The organism is Methylomonas sp. DH-1, from assembly GCF_046097555.1.
Classification (GTDB): Bacteria; Pseudomonadota; Gammaproteobacteria; order Methylococcales; family Methylomonadaceae; genus Methylomonas; species Methylomonas koyamae.
On record NZ_CP143089.1, the window covers coordinates 4,284,932 to 4,299,226 of the forward strand.

The 14,295-nt window shown below is 59.8% G+C and carries 16 protein-coding genes; 3 read left to right on the forward strand and 13 right to left on the reverse strand.

Features of this window, described 5'->3' with window-relative positions; all coding sequences use genetic code 11:
- Position 1: 1 nt before the first annotated feature.
- Positions 2 to 2,536, reverse strand: coding sequence for a YbcC family protein (locus VXJ35_RS19595; protein ID WP_064022851.1), 2,535 nt, complete (start codon positions 2,534 to 2,536; stop codon positions 2 to 4).
- Positions 2,533 to 4,122, reverse strand: a complete 1,590-nt coding sequence (locus VXJ35_RS19600; protein ID WP_064022852.1) for a proton-conducting transporter membrane subunit — start codon at positions 4,120 to 4,122, stop codon at positions 2,533 to 2,535. The genes VXJ35_RS19595 and VXJ35_RS19600 overlap by 4 nt, the downstream gene beginning before the upstream one ends.
- A gap of 187 nt (positions 4,123 to 4,309) precedes the next feature.
- Between VXJ35_RS19600 and VXJ35_RS19605 the strand changes: the two genes are divergently transcribed.
- Entirely contained in the window at positions 4,310 to 5,188 is an 879-nt protein-coding gene (locus tag VXJ35_RS19605) for a LysR family transcriptional regulator (protein WP_064022853.1), read from the forward strand.
- A gap of 158 nt (positions 5,189 to 5,346) precedes the next feature.
- Here the strand turns inward: VXJ35_RS19605 and hypD are convergent, their stop codons facing one another.
- The 6 genes from hypD to hypA form a co-directional block, all read right to left on the reverse strand.
- Entirely contained in the window at positions 5,347 to 6,558 is a 1,212-nt protein-coding gene (gene hypD / locus VXJ35_RS19610; protein ID WP_064022854.1) for a hydrogenase formation protein HypD, read from the reverse strand.
- A complete protein-coding gene (locus VXJ35_RS19615; protein WP_064022855.1) occupies positions 6,555 to 6,782 on the reverse strand; it encodes a HypC/HybG/HupF family hydrogenase formation chaperone in 228 nt (75 codons plus the stop codon). The genes hypD and VXJ35_RS19615 overlap by 4 nt, the downstream gene beginning before the upstream one ends.
- A gap of 21 nt (positions 6,783 to 6,803) precedes the next feature.
- Entirely contained in the window at positions 6,804 to 7,097 is a 294-nt protein-coding gene (locus tag VXJ35_RS19620) for a type II toxin-antitoxin system RelE/ParE family toxin (protein WP_082881011.1), read from the reverse strand.
- Positions 7,094 to 7,306: an addiction module protein gene (locus VXJ35_RS19625; protein WP_231914786.1), complete on the reverse strand. Its 213-nt coding sequence runs from the start codon at positions 7,304 to 7,306 to the stop codon at positions 7,094 to 7,096. Before VXJ35_RS19625 ends, VXJ35_RS19620 begins: the two co-directional genes overlap by 4 nt.
- A 63-nt stretch (positions 7,307 to 7,369) precedes the next feature.
- Positions 7,370 to 8,200, reverse strand: coding sequence for a hydrogenase nickel incorporation protein HypB (gene hypB / locus VXJ35_RS19630; protein ID WP_064022857.1), 831 nt, complete (start codon positions 8,198 to 8,200; stop codon positions 7,370 to 7,372).
- A complete protein-coding gene (hypA, locus tag VXJ35_RS19635) occupies positions 8,200 to 8,541 on the reverse strand; it encodes a hydrogenase maturation nickel metallochaperone HypA (RefSeq protein WP_064022858.1) in 342 nt (113 codons plus the stop codon). The genes hypB and hypA overlap by 1 nt, the downstream gene beginning before the upstream one ends.
- Positions 8,542 to 8,837: 296 nt before the next feature.
- Between hypA and VXJ35_RS19640 the strand changes: the two genes are divergently transcribed.
- Complete coding sequence (locus tag VXJ35_RS19640; protein WP_197495908.1) at positions 8,838 to 9,839, forward strand: IS110 family transposase; 1,002 nt, start codon at positions 8,838 to 8,840, stop codon at positions 9,837 to 9,839.
- A 15-nt stretch (positions 9,840 to 9,854) separates the two neighbouring features.
- Here VXJ35_RS19640 and VXJ35_RS19645 read toward each other — a convergent pair whose 3' ends face one another.
- Both VXJ35_RS19645 and VXJ35_RS19650 read right to left on the reverse strand, forming a co-directional pair.
- A complete protein-coding gene (locus tag VXJ35_RS19645; protein ID WP_064022859.1) occupies positions 9,855 to 10,130 on the reverse strand; it encodes a nickel-dependent hydrogenase large subunit in 276 nt (91 codons plus the stop codon).
- A gap of 176 nt (positions 10,131 to 10,306) precedes the next feature.
- Entirely contained in the window at positions 10,307 to 10,618 is a 312-nt protein-coding gene (locus VXJ35_RS19650; protein WP_157198239.1) for a hypothetical protein, read from the reverse strand.
- Positions 10,619 to 10,873: 255 nt separating this feature from the next.
- Between VXJ35_RS19650 and VXJ35_RS19655 the strand changes: the two genes are divergently transcribed.
- Positions 10,874 to 11,329, forward strand: a complete 456-nt coding sequence (locus VXJ35_RS19655) for a hypothetical protein (RefSeq protein ID WP_064022861.1) — start codon at positions 10,874 to 10,876, stop codon at positions 11,327 to 11,329.
- A 62-nt stretch (positions 11,330 to 11,391) separates the two neighbouring features.
- Here the strand turns inward: VXJ35_RS19655 and VXJ35_RS19660 are convergent, their stop codons facing one another.
- From VXJ35_RS19660 to VXJ35_RS19670, 3 genes are all read right to left on the reverse strand, one after another.
- Entirely contained in the window at positions 11,392 to 11,721 is a 330-nt protein-coding gene (locus VXJ35_RS19660) for a hypothetical protein (RefSeq protein WP_082881012.1), read from the reverse strand.
- 174 nt (positions 11,722 to 11,895) lie between these two features.
- Entirely contained in the window at positions 11,896 to 12,684 is a 789-nt protein-coding gene (locus VXJ35_RS19665) for a general secretion pathway protein GspB (protein ID WP_064022862.1), read from the reverse strand.
- A 10-nt stretch (positions 12,685 to 12,694) separates the two neighbouring features.
- Entirely contained in the window at positions 12,695 to 14,284 is a 1,590-nt protein-coding gene (locus VXJ35_RS19670; protein ID WP_064022863.1) for an ExeA family protein, read from the reverse strand.
- Positions 14,285 to 14,295 lie beyond the last annotated feature (11 nt).

Consider the following 14,295-nt stretch of genomic DNA (forward strand, 5'->3'; position numbering starts at 1 on the left):
GTCAAAACTCCTCGCGGTCTATAGAAACGGGCTGCCAATAATGCGGACCGGCATAGCGATAGCAGCAGCCCTGGTTGGGATCGATGCGCAACAGATGCAACCAACGGTTTTCCACCAACTGCCGCACCCCGGCTTGGTGCTCCAGAACCTGCTCGATCATCGCCGCCGGCGCTTCGATAAACACGCTCAAACGCAGCGGCTCGTGCCGCAGGTTCCGCCCGTCGTTCAGCGACTGCCAGGGCAGCCCGGCGCGCAGGTCGCCGCCGTTACCTTCAAGGATGCCGATGGTACCGACTACGTTGTGCAGTACCTTGTTGCCGCTACCGAAACGCCGGTTGTCGACGCTGGAGGCGTAATACTGCAAGTTGATCCAACTGGCGACGACCATAGGTGCCGTCATGATCAGGTTCAGAATGGCGCCGTCGGCATCCTGGCGATAGTCGTAGTTGTGCAAGAACGCCCGGCCGTCGAATCGGGCGCCAAGAGTACGTTGCCGCGGTGCGGCAACGAACGCGGCGTTACCCGCCAAACCCCATTCCGGCCGGACCTGGGCCCAGTCGCGGCTGCGCTGCGCCATAGCCTTTAGCAAACCGGCGGCATTGCCCCCGGCCAGGCCCAACCCCGGCGCCCTTTCCCGCCGCGCCAACTGCGAGGCTTGCTCCAGCCAGTGTTGCAGTTGCGCCAGATCGGCGCTGAAGAAATGCGGCACTTGCTCCAGATCGAACAAGCTAACCGTATCGGTGGCGGTATCGTGCAGGCCGGCGATGAACCAGGTTTCTTTGGGGATAAACAGCCCTTGGCCGGCCAGACCGGCCCGCACCTCGCGATCGTTGAGCACCGCGGCGGCGACGCGGGCGTTGGCTTCGCCGCTATGGCCGCCGCAGGCGCCGCAATCCAGGCCGGCGGCATACGGGTTGTTGACCGTGCTGCTGCCGTGGCCGCAAAGCAATACTAAGCGGGCGAAGTCGTCGGTCAGGCTCATGCCCTGCAGTGCCTTGCGGGCCAGTTCAATGCGTTCGCCGAGGGCGATGCCGGTTTCCACCACCGCACCTTTGGCGATCAAACGGCCGCGCTGGCGGGTGATGACCGGGCCGATCCGGCCCAACACGGCCCGGTCCAGCCCGGCACTGCCCGGTTTGGCTACCGTTCGGGTCAAACCCAGGCTATCGCTGAGCAACTTGCCGGCAAAGCTCAAACCCGAAATCTCGACGTAGGAAAAACAGGACACCGCCGAATGTTTGAAGCCTTTCCATAACCGCTGCAACCGTTTATGCAGCCAGCGTTTTTCCAGAATTTTGCGCAAATCGCCGACATCGGCATCGGCGACGCTTTCGCGGATCCGGTATTTAGGCTGCAACAGTACCGGGCATTGCGCTTGGCCGCGATGATGGCCAAGGCCGATATATTCGATCGGAAAACCGAAAAAGCCGGCAAATCCCAGCGTTTCGATCTCTCCGGACACGGCCTCCAACGCCCGCCGATACACTTCGGAGCGGACATCGATACAAAACACCGCCTGTAACGCTTTACCGGCGGCTGGCTCCGCAGCGGCAACCGCCGGCGACGCAGCCAATTGCCGCAGCAACGCCCGCTGCGTCGCCAGTTCGTAAGCCGTCTGCAACACATGGCGAATCTCGGTCGCGCGGCCGGCCTCGGCCGCCGCTTGCGCCTGAGTTTGCCAAATATGCTGCCAGGCCTCTATGTCCGCCGGCCCGGCAACGCCGACGAGCAAGGCGTGCTCGTAAGCCAGGCGTATCGCCAACAATTCGAGCATTGCCGCGCCGGCTTGCTCCGGCTGGCCGTGCCAATTTTTCTGGCGCAACCAGGCACTCCAACCCGCTATCGTCAGCAATTGCCGATAGCAAAAATCCGCCCAGCGTTCGGCCGGGATACCGATAGCGGCGACGATCTGCGCGACGGCCTCGAAAGGTTTGTCCGGCAGGCCGGCGACATAGCGGCGGAAGCCGGAAATACCGGCCAGTTCCGGTGTGCGGTCGAAAGCCGCGGCCCGGTGCCAGGCCGCATACAACGGCCGGTCGCGCCACGGCATGCGCCAGGAGGCTTGCCCCTCGTCGAAGTAGGCGGCACACCATTTCGAGATTTCGTCGGTGACGAAGGCGGACCAGCGGCTGCCGTACGCCGCGTCCAAATGGTCGGCCAGCGACGGCCAACGCGGCGGTTCCGGGTCTGCCGGCGCGGGCCGCGCGTCGTGCAACTCGGCCAGACACTGTTCCAAGGCCATGCCACTGCCGGTCAGTGCCAGCGCCTGTCCGATATCGGCGGTCCGTATCCGGCCGCGCCGGTATTGTTCGGCGTAGAACCGGGTCGGCATCAGCATGTCGCCGGCACCGAACTCGGCGGCCAATGTGCAGGCATCGGCAAACGCGCGTTCGCTGAACCCCAGAAACGGATTGACCGCGACGAAATGCTGTAGCGGCCACAGCGGTGCAATCCGGCTGCAGGCACTCTGAATCGCTGCGGTTAACGCGGCGGCCGAGTCGGTTGTAACTTTCAATGGCGATAAGGCTGAGTTCATTGCGGCATTCCTCCCGGTTGGCGATGGTCGAAGCGGTGCGATTTGGGCCAACAGCGATCGAGTACACGGTTGGCTATCGTGCCGATGTAAAAACCGTTGTAGAGATGAACGTAGGCCGCTTGCCAGATCCTGGGTGCGGCCGGACCGGGATACTGAATCTGCAACATCAATATCGAGAAAAACCCGGCCAGTACCACGCTGAGCAACAGGCCGTCGAACAGGCTGTCGACCGGCATCGGCCCGGCCACTGCGCCGCGCAGCAGCCCCAGAAAGCCGGCTTGCAGCGCGAAATACAGCAGGCTGGTGCCGGCGGCGATGGATACGGCTCTGAAGATTTGGCCGGGGCCGGCGTGATGGGCCAAAGCGTTCCAAAGCAGGTAGGTCAAAGCCATTTGCAAAATGGCGCCCAACAGGACGATACCGGGCTCTTCCGCCGGGTGCAGCCCGAACAGGCCGGCAGCGCCCGCCGTTAAGGCCAAGGCCGCCAGAAACGCCAACAGCAGTTCGCCGGGATGGCGGTTGTCGCGCAACGGCGGCGCCCAAGCGGCGCGGGCGATGTCGACCACGCTGCCGCTGGAGAGAAAGGCGTGCGCTTTATAAAGGGCGTGGGCCACGATATGCAGCAGCGCCGAGGAAAAAGCCCCCAAGCCGCATTGCAGCATCATGAAGCCCATCTGGCCGACGGTGGAAAACGCCAGCGACTTTTTGACGCTGGTTTGGGTCAGCATCGCCAGCGATCCGAACAAGGCAGTGAAAGTACCGATCACGGCCAGCATATGGAGCACGGCCGGGGCTTGCACCAGGATGTGGCTCATCCGAATCACCAGAAAGCCGCCGGCGTTGATGATGCCGGCATGCATCAACGCCGAAACCGGGGTCGGCGTTTCCATCACTTCCGGCAACCAGCTATGAAACGGAAATTGTGCGGATTTCATGACTGCACCCACGATCAGCGCAAAGCTGGCGGCAGTCACGGCCACGCCATGCTCGGCAGCCGTTTCGGCGGTAAACAAGGCGCCGAACTCCAAGGTACCGAAGGCGCGATACAGGCAAACGCCGGCCAATATCAGGGCAATATCGCCCAACCGGCTAACCAGGAACTTTTTGCGGGCGGCGACTTGGGCGCCCGGCCGTTCCGGATAAAACAGCAATAACCGGTGCAGGCACAGGCTGGTCACGATCCAGGCCAGCACGAAAACGGCGAAATGCCCGGCAATCACCAGTATCGAAACCGCGGCGACCGTCCAGCACAGCCATTGCAAGAAGCGGCGCTGGCCCGGATCGCCGTCCAGATAATTGCCGGAATAACGGATGACGATGGCGCCGATAAAGGCAACCAAAGTCAGCATTACCGCCGACAGGCGGTCGATGTAGAGCGGGACGCCGACCACGCTTCCCTCGAATTTGCCGAGCGCAAATATGCCGACCGCGCAAATCGCAGCGCTGACGAAGGCAGCGGCGGCAAGCGCGGCGCAAACCGCTGCGCTGGTGCGCACCGTTGCCAAAACCCAGGCCGTAGCGGCCAACCCGGCGCAAATCAGTTGGGCCGGGGCGGCGAGCGCGGAGTATGCCAACCAAGCGCTCATGGCCGGCCTCCTGCCATAACGGCACGGCGGTGAGCTAGGTGTTGCCGATTGGCGTTATTGCTATCGCGGCTGGTGCTACACATGACGATCTCCTTGGCAGTGGTCGGTGAGATGCCATGCTAGCAATCGGCCATTAATTCATCCAATATATGTACTTAATAGAAACGTTCTGTTTTATTAATGAAAAATGGCCAGTCTGAACTATCACCACCTGCGTTATTTCTGGATGATCGCCAACGAAAGCAACCTGACCCGCGCCGCCGAGCGGCTGCACGTGTCGCAGTCAGCGCTGAGCATCCAACTACGCCAACTCGAAGAGTCGCTAGGGCAAAAATTGTTCGAGCGCGAAGGCAAGCGCCTGCAACTAACCGAAGCCGGGCGGATAGCGCTGGATTATGCCAACGCTATTTTTCGCACCGGCGACGAACTGATCAGTTTGATGCACGGCCGCTCGGCCGGCGAACGCCAACTGTTGCGGATCGGTGCGGTTTCGACCTTGTCGCGGAATTTCCAACTGGAATTGGTGCGCTCCTGGGTGCAGCGCAGCGACGTGGAACTGGTGCTGCACTCCGGCAGCTTGCGCGAATTGCTGCTGCAAATGCATGCGCATACCCTGGATCTGGTGCTGTCCAACCGGCCGGCACCGCGCGATGCCCAAGCCAATTGGCATTGCCATCTGCTGGACGAGCAGCCGGTCAGCCTGGTCGGCAAACCCGATGACGCCGCCGCGCCGTTTCGGTTTCCGCAGGATTTGAACGCCAGACCGCTGTTGTTGCCCAGCATCGAGAGCGAAATTCGCGGCGCTTTCGATTTTATGCTGGAGCAGGCCGGCGTGCGGCCCATCGTGGTGGCGGAAGTGGACGACATGGCGATGTTGCGCTTGTTGGCACGCGAATCGGACCATTTGGCCCTGGTGCCGCCGGTGGTCGTGCTGGATGAATTGCGCCAGGGCCTGCTGGTGGAGCATTACCGCATCGCCGACCTTCGCGAACGCTTTTACGCGATCACGCCCAGCCGGCGCTTTCCGAATGCTTTGCTGAAAGAGTTGTTGACCAAGGCAAGCTGATAACCGCGCGGCGGGCGACGCCGGTTTCGGCCGGGTTATTACCGATCGGGTTTGGACGAGTTGGCCGCGAACGCAATCGAGCTATTACCCTCTGCGCCGCCAGCAAGCTCCGAGCCGCGAATTGACGCCGAGTCGCTACGCTGGGGAGTTGGCGTAGCTTAACCGGCCCTCACCCGGCCATAACTCCAATACGCCGCGCAAGCGCCCTCCGACGACACCATGCACGAACCCATCGGGTTTTCCGGGGTACAGACCGTGCCGAGTAGTTTGCAATCCTGCGGTTTCTTGGCGCCGCGCAATATCGCCGGGCACTCGCAACCCTTGACATCGCTGGCTTTGATGGCCGGCATCGCGAAGCGGCGTTCGGCGTCGAATTGGGCGTACTGCGGTTTGATGCGCAACGCGCTGTTGGGGATCAGTCCCAGACCGCGCCATTCGAATTCCGGGCGCAATTCGAATACCTCGGCGACCAGCGCCTGGGCTTTGCTGTTGCCGTCGCGGGTCACGGCGCGGCTGTATTCGTTTTCCACTTCGTGGCGGCCGGCGTTGAGTTGGCGGATCAGCATCAAGGCCGACTGCATCACGTCCAATGGTTCGAAACCGGCGATGACGATGGGTTTGCCGTAGTGCTCGGCGAAAGTTTCGTAAGGCCGGCTGCCGATTACGCTGCTGACGTGCGAGGGCCCGAGAAAGGCGTCGATCTGCACCGGTTCCGGCGCATCCAGAATGGCTTGCATCGCTGCCGGCGTCAGCACGTGGTTGCAGAACACGCTGAAATTTTTCAAGCCTTCGGCTGCAGCCTGCTTGATAGCAACCGCGGTCGGCGGCGTCGTGGTCTCGAAACCGATGGCGAAAAACACCACCTGCCGCTCCGGATTGGCGCGGGCGATGTTTAGCGCATCTTGCGTGGAATAAACCATGCGGATATCGCCGCCGGCCGCTTTGGCTTTGATCAGGCTTTGCCTACCGCTAGCGACCGCCATGGATGGAGGGAGTGCGGCGGCGAGCTTGGGGCCTGAGCCGCCGACCGCCATGGACGGTGAAAGTGCGGCGGCGGGTCGGGAACCCGCGCCACCCGGCACCCGCATCAGATCGGCGTAAGTGCACAGAATCACGTCGTGCTGTTCGACCAACTGAATCGCGTTGTCGATGCGTCCGGTCGGTAATACGCAAACCGGGCAGCCGGGACCGTGGATAAACTCGACGTTGGCCGGCATCAAATCCTGCACGCCGTAACGGAAAATGGCGTGGGTATGGCCGCCGCAAAATTCCATCAGCCGGTAATGCCGATTCGGATCGACCGTTTGCGCAATCGCCCCGGCCAGTTGCTTGGCGACGTCGCGCTGGCGGAATTCGTCGATGAATTTCACGACGCGGTCAAGCCGGCTTCGACGAACAAAGCCAGGGTTTTCAGCGCTTCGTCCTCGTCGATTTTATTCAAGGCGAAGCCGACGTGGACCAGCACATAATCGCCGACTTTCACGTCGTCAACCAAGGCCAGCGAGACTTCGACCTTGACGCCGTCCACCGAGACGGTCGCCATCTGAGTCGCAAAATCAATATCGGTAATTTGGGCAGGCAAGGCTAGGCACATATGGCGTTCCTGATAATTATTTCAGCCAATCCGACCTAACCAATAATCCGGTTTTCGATGCAAATGAGCTACGGCAACAACGATAATCGATTCATGGTCGATGCCGTACAAAACACCATAAGGAAAGCGTTTTATCAGGCAGCGGCGAATATCGGTATCGATTAAAACGTAGGATGTGGGGAAGGCTGTGATACGGCGAATCGCTGCATCGAATTCAGACAAAAATTGTTTTCCCAATCCCGATTGTTGTTGCTCGTACCACTGATAAGCTTGGTCTAGTTCAGTTTCGGCAGCGGCGAGAAACTCGACGTTCATTTATATTTTTGCATGATCGAGTCATAACTGACGCTAGACATTTTGCCGTCTTTATACGCTTGCCATCTTTTTTGGGCTTCATCGCGCCAAACCGCATCGATTTGAGGATCGGGCGTATCCAAATCTGCCAGTAACATTTCCGCCAGTTGCAGTTTTTCTAGCGGCATCAATTGACTAAGTTTCTGATAAATTTCTTGAGTTGTAGACACTTAACGGCTCCAATAAATTACCGATGACAGGTATCGTATGCGCTTGACTGCAAGCAATGCAAACTACGCATACCCAATCCCCTGCAAGTCCAACTCCGCCCGCAGCCATTTCAACCAGTTGTCCATGCCCTCGCCGGTTTTGGCCGACAACTGCAACACCCGAATTTTGGGATTGACCTGCTTGGCATAGCGGATGCATTGTTCGACGTCGAAATCCAAGTACGGCAGCAAGTCGGTTTTGTTCAGGATCATCAAATCGGCGGCATGGAACATGTCCGGGTATTTGATCGGCTTGTCCTCGCCCTCTGTGACCGACAGAATCACCACTTTATGCGCCTCGCCCAAATCGAAGGCCGACGGGCAGACCAGATTACCGACGTTTTCGATAAACAACAGGCTTTTCTCCGGCAAATTAAGGCTTTCCAGTGCGTGGCCGACCCGGTGCGCGTCCAAATGACAGCCTTTGCCGGTATTGATCTGCACGGCCGGCACGCCGGTGGCGCGGATGCGGTCGGCATCGCGGGCGGTTTGTTGGTCGCCTTCGATCACGCCGATTTTCAGCTCGTCTTTCAGTCGCAGAATGGTTTCGGTCAACAGTGTAGTCTTGCCGGAGCCGGGACTGGAGACCAGATTTAACGCCAGCATGCCGCGCTCGCCGAAATAGCGCCGATTGTCGTCGGCGTAACGGTTATTGGCAGACAAAATATCCTGCTCGATCTGCACCATCCGCGCCGGCGTCAGGCCCGGTGCATGCGCATGTTCGTGGTGATGGTGATGCTGGCTATGGCTGTGCGCATGCACGTGCCGATGTTCGTGTGCGTGGCCATGTTGAGGATCGTGATCGTGTTCATGCGAGTAGTTCGGGCCCTCGCCGCAGCCGCAGACGCCGCACATTACTCTACCTCCAGTTCTTTGATTCGCATTTGGTCGCCGCCGACGATTTGCAGTTGATGGCCGCCGCAGTTGGGGCAAACGTCGTACAACTGGCTGACGGCGACATTTTCCCCGCACGGCAGACACCAGGCCACGCCGGGCGCGGCAATAATTTCCAGCCCGGCGCCATCGGCCAGCGAACCGCGCATGACCGCGTCGAAGCAAAACCGCATCGCTTCCGGTTCGACGCCGGCCAAAGCGCCGATTTCCAACCATACCGTTTTCACCCGGCCGAAGCCCTGAGTTTGCGCTTCCCGTTCGATGATGTGCAATACGCCTTCGCATAACGACATTTCGTGCATAGTCTTTCAATCCACCTTATCTCGGAGCCGTTTCAAGCCGACAGGGTACGCACCGCGTACCTTTCAAGCCTTCGATGGTACGCGGTGCGTACCCTTGTATCTTACTTGTCGCCATGGTTAGCTACCTTGGCACTGAGACAGAAAGAGCTTGTGCGTACCCTTAAGGTTCGACCTTGGCATGTAGATTAAGCCTTCTGTCTCGCTTCTGATGCCAACGAAGACACTGAACGGTAGCCAAGGGCAATGACCCTGTATGCACAAGGCAAGTGGGCTCGGTTGGTTTATTTTGTTTCTTCATGCTGAATCACTCTATGTTTTTTATCGGTATCGATGTTTCTAAAGCCAAACTTGATTGCAGTCTGTTATTGGATGTTGCCACTGCCAAACGCCGTGCGAAATCCGTTACCAATTCCAAAGCGGGCGTCGACGATCTGCTAGCTTGGTGTGTAAAGCAACAGGCCACACCTGACACGCTACACGCTATCCTGGAAGGGACCGGCGTTTATCACGAACAGGCTGCACTCGCCTTGAGCGATGCAGGCGTCACGGTCTCGATTGTAAATCCCGCTCAAGCCAAAGACTTTGGCCGCAGCCTGGGTGTGCGCACCAAGACCGACGGCGTCGATAGTCTGGTGTTGGCCCGTTACGGCGCGTTGTTGAACCCCAGGCCTTGGACACCTCCAACTCCAGAAGCTCGCACCTTGCAAGCCCTGTTATCCCGCCGTGAAGCGATCGCCCAGGATTTGCAACGCGAACGCAACCGCCTGGAAAAAGCCCGGGCCACCGATACTCCGGCACTGATTCACCAATCCCTACTCGACTCTATTACTTTCCTGGAAACTCAACTCGCTAAACTCCAGATCGACATCGACGACCATATCGATCAGCACCCTGAACTGAAGGCGGACCGGACGCTGTTAATCAGTATTCCCGGCGTCGGTCCCCAGGTTAGCAATCACTTGTTAGCGGTGATGCACAATCATCACTTTCAATCCGCCGAACAACTGGCCGCTTACCTGGGTTTGGTGCCCGTGGAACGACAGTCCGGTTCCTCGATTCAAGGGCGGCCCCGACTATCTAAAGCTGGCCCCGCCCGTATACGCGCCATCCTTTACATGGCCACCGTGGTCGGCGTTCAATACAACCCTCATCTCAAAGCACTCTATCTGCGTTTGCAGGCACGTGGAAAAATCAAAATGTCTGCTCTCGGTGGTGCTATGCGTAAACTCGTACATTTGTGCTTTGGTGTCCTGAAAACTCGCGAGCCTTACCGGGGCGATTACGCTTTTCAAAGTTGACTTTTAAGACGGTATCTACCTTTCATTCACTACCAGCCGATAAGGTACACAGGGATCGATCGCCTGTATCCACCATTCCGCCTGCCGGCGTAAATTCTGCGGGCCGTTTGCCGTTAACGCGCTTAACCCCTGAGCCAACACGCCGCCGGGCCGGCAATTCCATTCGGCCGGGTCGATAACTCGATAATCGACCACTTTGCCGGCCGCAAATTCGACCCGGTGGATCAATACGCCGCGCGCCGCTTCGACTCGCGCCAGTCCGGTGGCATCCGCACCGAAGGCGTCAGCCATCTCCGGTGGCAGCTCGCCAGAAGCCGCACATTGCAGCAACGCAATCAGGCCGGCGCGGAGCTACCGGTTGTAAATCAATCCAAGCGATACAACTCGGCGATCACGGCCGCCACCAAGCTATTTTATCCGGCGAGCCAGACCGGTAAATCCGCTTCGCTGGCTATCTGGCGCCAAGTTTACAAATTTTCGCCGAAAACGGCTTGGTCCAGCAAAGCGACGATTTCGGAGCGAATGCGCGGCAACAGTTTACGATCCTCGGTAAACAACGCGGACCGATGCTGCCTATCCAGCCGGACCAATAACGCCGGCCAGTCCAGCAAAATTCGCCAGGCATATTCGCACTGGCTTTCCATCGCAACCAGCATCCGCCAGTCGGCGCACCCCCAAATACCGTTACGCCGCCCAACGCCGCCCGGCCAGGCCGACAACGCCGCGAAGGTCTGGGCGTTGCCGCATAAGGTAAACACTAGCGGCACCATCTTCAACACCTGCTCGCCGGTTTTCCCAGCAATACTTTTGCTGCGTCGGGCCGGCTGAAAACGATGCGCGGCCAGCAGGTCTTGCTGGGCACGGATATGGACTCCTCCCGTTTTGCAAGCGGAACACTTCTGTTGGTAAAAGGCGCGACTGCACAGGTATAAGCTACATATTCGGCAATCGTTAATAGGATTTACCGCAAAACCAACAAAACCGATTGCCACGCCGCCGGCGGACAAATCGGCCAAACACGACAGGAGACATTCATGAACAAACGCCTATTGATACTGAGCATCGTCGCCTTAATCGGCAGCCAAACGGTATCGGCCGACTGGGACCCGGAATTGGAAGCCACAGCAGCCGTCGAGCGTGCCGCCGCGCAACGTGCCGAGCAGGCCAGGCAACAACAAGCGCAACAAATGCTGGACGCGGCCAAGGCCAAAGCGAAGCGGGAAGTCATGGACGACAAACGCAAAGCATTGGGCGCGGCAGCGCAGGGAAAATCGGATGCCGAAGTCGACCGGCTTTACCAAGCCCGGACCCGGCAAAACCAGCAAGAAGCCGAACGATTATCGGCGGAAGCCCGCGCGGCATTGAGCAGCGGCCAAGGCGCCGCCGCGGTGAAGCAAGTCACCGGCAAAACCTTGCAGGAGCTGGAGAACATGTCCGACGCCGAAGCCGACGCGCTGACACAGGCGCTAGAGAAAAAATACGGCCAGTGAAGCGCGAACCGAAGAACGGCCAGCGCCCGATGCCGCGGCGCCGGAGCCTTAGAGTGCGACAGCTATTCGCCGTCGATTTCTTGTTCCAATAAAGTGCGCAGGCCGGCCGGCATTTCCAGGGTTGCCATGTCCCAGCCTTCCAGCTCCAGCACGTCCTTCAAACACTCCTCCATGATCCGGTGCGCCTGCTCGCTGGCTTCGGCGATGCGGGCGTGCACCTGGGTTTGAATTTCGCTCCGGCTGCGGTCGGCGCAATTGGCCTGATAATCGAACAGGCGGCGCAGACTGTCGATCTGCACTCCAACCTGGGACGGGCAGGAACATAGGTACAAGATGGATTGCACGTTGATGCGTTGCAATTGCGCGGTGCTGAATTGGGTTTCCAGTTTCATGCGGAGGGCTCTGTTATCGGTATTGTTATAGTTATCTAAGCGCCACTCCTGGCTAGGTTCCGCCGGCCCGTTCCGTCGCCGCTCGGCCGGCAATAGGCTATCAAGGCCACCGCCGCTTAGCAACCTCCGGCCCGCCGGACCCGTTCGGACATAGTACCGCCGGCCCGGCCGCAATCACTGGCGTTTGATTTTAAACTGCTGGCCGTCGTAACTGACGACGATGCCGTCTTCCAGGATCTGCTTCAGTTCCAACCGGTCCTTGATCATTTGGCCGGGTACGTATTTGACCATATCGATCATGACGAAACGCTCGGCCGGAATCGGCGAATAGCTAAAGACGTTGATCGGCAGACTGGGTAGAGACTGGCGCAGCTCTGCCGGCAGTTCTTCCAGCGTCGGCAAACCGCTCTTCGCCGCCAGCGCAACCGCGCCAGCCTCATTGGCGATTGCCGCCCGCATCGGCGGCCGGCCGGCCGGTTCCGCTGCCGGCAACGGCTTGGCGGCACTCGCCGGCTCGGCCTGCGCCAGCGTTTTGGCCGGTGCCGGCGGAACCGGCGCCGGTTTGGCCGGCTCGATTGGCGGCTTCTTGAGCTCGGCGGACTTAACCGCAGTCGCCGGGGTTGCGGCGCGCGTTTGCTCCGGCTTGGCCTTGGGCGAAGCTTTCGGCGGCAGCGGCGGCCGTTCGCCAGGCAGCGCCGGGTTCGATTCTGCGGGCGGCAAGGCCGGCAATTGCTGCGCCGCGGCCTGCGCCGGCGGCGCATTGCCATTGGCGGCCATCCTCGGCGCCACACCCAGGAAGTAAGCCAGAATTGCCGCGTTTACCGCCAACAATGCCGCGATGATTTTGGCGGTAGCGTGCGGCGGCGGCGCGTGTTGCAGCGCAATTCGGCCGGCGACCGTATCAGGTTGGCAAGACTGGCGTTCCCGCTCCGATTTACGTAATGCGTTCAGGATATAAGACATGTCCAAGACCCTAGCGTTGACCGGCCTGCAAATGCGGCGAATCGGCGGCGCCGGTTAAATTATCCAGACGAATCAACGTCCTGGCGCCGGCAATGCCATCGGCCGCCAAATGCTGCAAGCGCTGAAATTCCGTCAATTGCCGTTTCAGCGTATCGTCGAAATAGTCCGGCTCGGCCTCGGCTTTCGCCAATTGCATCGCTTGCCCCAGCCTGTCGCGCAACCACAACACTTCGGCCGATTTCTGCGGTGCGGCAATTTCGCTGACGCCCGGGCGCGGCGAACGCCACAGCAGTAAGAAATTGCCGTCCCAGTCCGCCAGTACATCGGCCAATGGAAAACGGATCGCACCGCCGGCTAAAACCAAGGTCCGCCCCTGTTCCACGGCTTGGATCGGCACGAAGCGCTTGCGCCCCTGGCCGTCGGCAAACTCCAGTAGCGCCGGACGATCCAGAGCGAGTACATCCTTCCAATTACCTGTGCCGGGCAAGCAATTCAAGCCTAGCTCGGCCGCATAACGGCAATCGGCCATCCGCCCGGCCGGCACGGCCGCGCCCCAAATCCGCAACAGTTCGCCGAGTGCGGCATCGAAGGCCGGCGCCGAATACTCCAGCCATGCGCGGAATGCCGGACGTTCCGGCTGGGCGGCAACCGGTTTCGATACGCCCGCTTCCGGAACGGTTAGCGGTTTCGCCGGACTTACCAACCCCAATTCATGCCGCCAAGCATAGCCGCCGGCCATCGCGCCGGTTAACAGCAGCGCCGCGGCAACGGCCGGCAGCCAGCGCGGCAGCCACGATTTCAAACCCAAGGTTTCCCGGGCCGAGCGGTTGACGATGGCCGGGGTAATCCGCCCGGCATCGGTGGCATAGGCGCCGAGCAAGGCTCTATCGCACAAGATATTGATCAGCCGCGGCACGCCGGCCGAATAGCGGTAAATCCGCCGAATCGCGGCAGCGCTGAATAAACGGTGGCTGCCGCGGCAGACCCGCAACCGGTGCTGAATGTAAGCTTTGGTCTCGTCGAACGACAACGGCAGCAGATGGTAACGCGCGGTTATACGTTGGTTTAGCTGGCGCAGCTCGCGCCGCGCCAGCATGGCGTTCAGTTCCGGCTGGCCGACCAGGACGATTTGCAGCAATTTGGCCTTGCTGGTTTCCAGATTGGTCAGCAGCCGAATCTGCTCCAAGACTTCCAGGCTCAGATTCTGGGCTTCGTCGATCAACAGCACGGTGCGCCTGCCGGCGGCATAGGCCGAAAGCAAATATTGATTGATGGCGTCGATCAGGCTTTTCGCCGTCATCCCATCGTGTGCGATACCCAATTCGTCGCAAATCGTCGCCAACAATTCGATAGCGCTCAGCTTGGGGTTCAATATCAGGGCGATATCGATGTTGGCGGGCAATTGTTGCAGCAGACAGTGGCATAGCGTGGTCTTGCCGGTACCCACCTCGCCGGTCAACGCGACGAAACCGCCGCCGCGATCGATGCCGTACAGCAAATGCGCCAGGCCCTCCTGATGCCGTTCGCTCATGTACATGAAGTGCGGATCGGGCGAGATCGAAAACGGCGGCTCGCTGAAGTTGAAATATTGCTGGTACAAAGCGGCGGTTA